We start from the raw sequence: 2,883 nt of genomic DNA, 5'->3' as shown, positions 1-2,883 counted from the left end.
GCTTCGGTTCGCTGTTTCCGCCACTGGCGGCGCTCACCTTTGCAGCATCCAGTATTATCTGCGCTTTTGGCTTAGCAGCTGCCGCACCTCGCTCGCCGTATCGACACTTAGAATTATGCGGTATTGCCATAGATATTTTCAGGCTCCATCATCAGGCTCTGCTTATTCAACTCCTAACTCCTACTTCCTAACTCCTAACTAGAAAGGGGCTTGCCCATGAACATCTCCAACCGCCTTATCTCCACCGCGGCGCGCCAGCGGGCTGCGGCATTGCTGAAAGAACTTTCGCTGGAAGAAAAAGTCCGCCAGCTGGGCTGCACCATGCTGGTCAGTGAGGACACCGACCTGACTGCCAAAGATCTTTCCGGCGGCATCGGCGAAATTGCCCTGCTGGATATCTGCGAAGAACCCGAAGCACTGGCTGCCCGCCTGCGGGATGTGCAGCAGTATGTGATGGAGCATTCGCCCCACCGCATTCCGGCGCTCTTCCATTGCGAAGCACTGGGTGGGCCGGTAGTCCCGCATACCGTGCTTTACCCCAACTCCATCGGCCTAGGCGCCACCTTTGATACCGCCCTTGTGCGCGATATGGCCAATACCATCCGTACCCAGATGCGCGCCATGGGCATTCTGCACGCATTATCGCCGGTATTGGACGTTGCCAAGGACCTGCGCTGGGGCCGCGTGAATGAGACATATGGCGGCGACCCGACCTTGAGTGCCGCTATGAGCTGCGCATTTGTGCAGGGCCTGCAGGGCGACGACCTGAGCACCGGCGTGGCCGCCACCGCCAAGCACTTTTTGGGGTACTCCCAGACTGTGGGCGGACTGAACCTGACCCGCACCCAGGCCGATGCCCGCGAACTGCGCGAGGTGTTCGCCAAACCGTTCGAGGCTGCCATCCGCAAGGCGGGCATCCGCACCGTGATGAACAGCTATTCCGAATGGGAGGGCCGCCCCGTCTGCGCCAGCCGCAAGCTGCTGACTGACCTTTTGCGCAGCGAACTAAGCTTTGACGGTTTGGTAGTCAGCGACTACCGCTCAGTACAACGCCTGCTAGACGATATCTTGGCCACTGCGGATGATATCACCGATGCCGCGCTGCAATGCCTGACCGCGGGCTTGGACATGGAGCTGCCCGACCGCCTTGGCTATGCCGATGGCATGACCCACGCCTTTGCCGAAGGCAAGGTGGATATCTCCTACCTGGACCGCGCCGTTCTTCGCGTGCTGACGCTCAAATTTGAACTTGGCCTTTTTGATGAGCCTTACCCCCAGTGGCAGCAGTACCACGCCGCTGCGTTTGCCCCCACCGCTGCTGCCGAGCAGCGCGCCACGCGGGAAAGCATTGTGCTGACCAAAAATGAGGGCAACACCCTGCCCCTTACCGACCGCAGCATCAAGCTGGCTGTCATTGGACCCGGTGCCAGCAGCCTGCGCCTGCTGTACGGCGGCTACACCCAGCCCTCTATGCTGGAAATGTTCCAGGTGGTGCAGGATTCCAGTGCCATGGCAGGCGTGGGCGATAAATCCACCGCCAAACCAGTGCGCAAGTACGACCTTGCCGCCACCGACCGCGAGATTCACAAATCCCGCCCCGAAGCCAAAACGATTTTTGAAGCCCTGCAGGAGCTTTACCCCAACTGCACCTACACCCAGGGCTGCGATTATCTCGACCCCACCCAGACCGACTTTGCCGCCGCCCTCGCGGCCGCTGAAAGCGCGGATGCCGTGATCCTGTGCCTGAGCGGAAAAAATGGCTGGGGCCGCCACTGTGATACCGGCGAAGGTAACGATGCCGCCAGCCTGGATCTGCCCGGTGCGCAGGAAGAACTGGCCCGTGTGGTGCTGGCTGCAAACCCGCGTACCATCGTAACCCATACAGATGGCCGTCCCCTGACCAGCCCCCATATTTACGCCAACGCCGCCGCCATTCTGGAAGCATTCACCCCCGGCACCTGGGGCGGCACTGAGCTGGCCGCCCTGATTGCCGGTATCCACAGCCCCGCAGGCTGCCTGCCACTGCCGCTGCCCCGCACCGCGGGCCACGAGCCGATGTTCATGGCTGAACACCGCGGGACCACCGGCCAAAGCTTTGTGGCGGGTTCCCTGAACCCGGACGGCTACTGGCAGTCGGACTTCCGCCCGCTGCGCCCCTTTGGCTATGGCCTATCCTACACAACCTTTGCGTATGAGGCGTTGAGCCTGATCGTGGACCCCGATGGCACTGCCGAAGCGTTGGTCACGGTGCATAACACCGGCAGCTGCGACGGCGAGACTGTGGTGCAGCTGTATGGCCGCGATGCCATCGCCACCATTGTGCGGCCGGAACTGGAACTGTTGGGTTTTGCCCGCATTACCGTACCGCAGGGCCAGCGCCGCACCGTGCGGTTCCGGTTTAATCTCAACCAGATGGCTTTCCCGGACGAATACAGTGTCTGGCACCTAGAAGCCGGGCGGTTCACCATCTCAGCTGGCCCCAACAGCGCTGACCTCCCTCTGACCGCCGATTACATTCAGCCCTGCACCCGCGAAATCTTGCCCGAAGCACGGGAATATTTTGCGGAGTGGGATGTGGTGGAAGAATAAAGACGAGTTTTTGCCCTGTAGGGCGCGCTCACCCGACCGCGCCGGAATGGTTCGTTTTTTCTTTAGGCAACACCGCACAATTCCCGCCTTGCGGCTTAAGCACCGCTCCGGCAGCTGCGGCACGGCAGCTGCATTGCCAAAATGCTCGATAATGTCGGGTTGCGGTACCCGCATCGTGCTTCGGGGGCAAAGGCCCCTCGCACTCTGCGACCGCTGCCCCTGCTTCGGTTCGCTGTTTCCGCCACTGGCGGCGCTCACCTTTGCAGCATCCAGTATTATCTGCGCTTTTGGCTT

General features: G+C 61.1%; 2 protein-coding genes. Both read left to right on the top strand.

Going from position 1 to position 2,883, the window contains the following annotated elements:
- Window positions 1-191, top strand: a 191-nt coding sequence (locus tag C4885_RS16870) for a hypothetical protein (RefSeq protein ID WP_207657614.1), incomplete at its 5' end; no start/stop codon positions are given.
- Window positions 192-216: 25 nt separating this feature from the next.
- Complete coding sequence (locus tag C4885_RS15865; protein ID WP_114001262.1) at window positions 217-2,589, top strand: glycoside hydrolase family 3 N-terminal domain-containing protein; 2,373 nt, start codon at window positions 217-219, stop codon at window positions 2,587-2,589.
- The last annotated feature ends 294 nt before the right edge of the window (window positions 2,590-2,883 follow it).

The organism is Subdoligranulum sp. APC924/74, from assembly GCF_003324125.1.
GTDB classification, from domain to species: Bacteria; Bacillota; Clostridia; order Oscillospirales; family Ruminococcaceae; genus Gemmiger; species Gemmiger qucibialis.
This window is presented reverse-complemented; position numbering and strand designations above follow the sequence as displayed.

Bases quoted from the DNA above. Each gene is read 5' to 3' on its own strand.
- C4885_RS15865 (WP_114001262.1), top strand. From the start codon at position 217: ATGAACATCTCCAACCGCCTTATCTCCACCGCGGCGCGCCAGCGGGCT.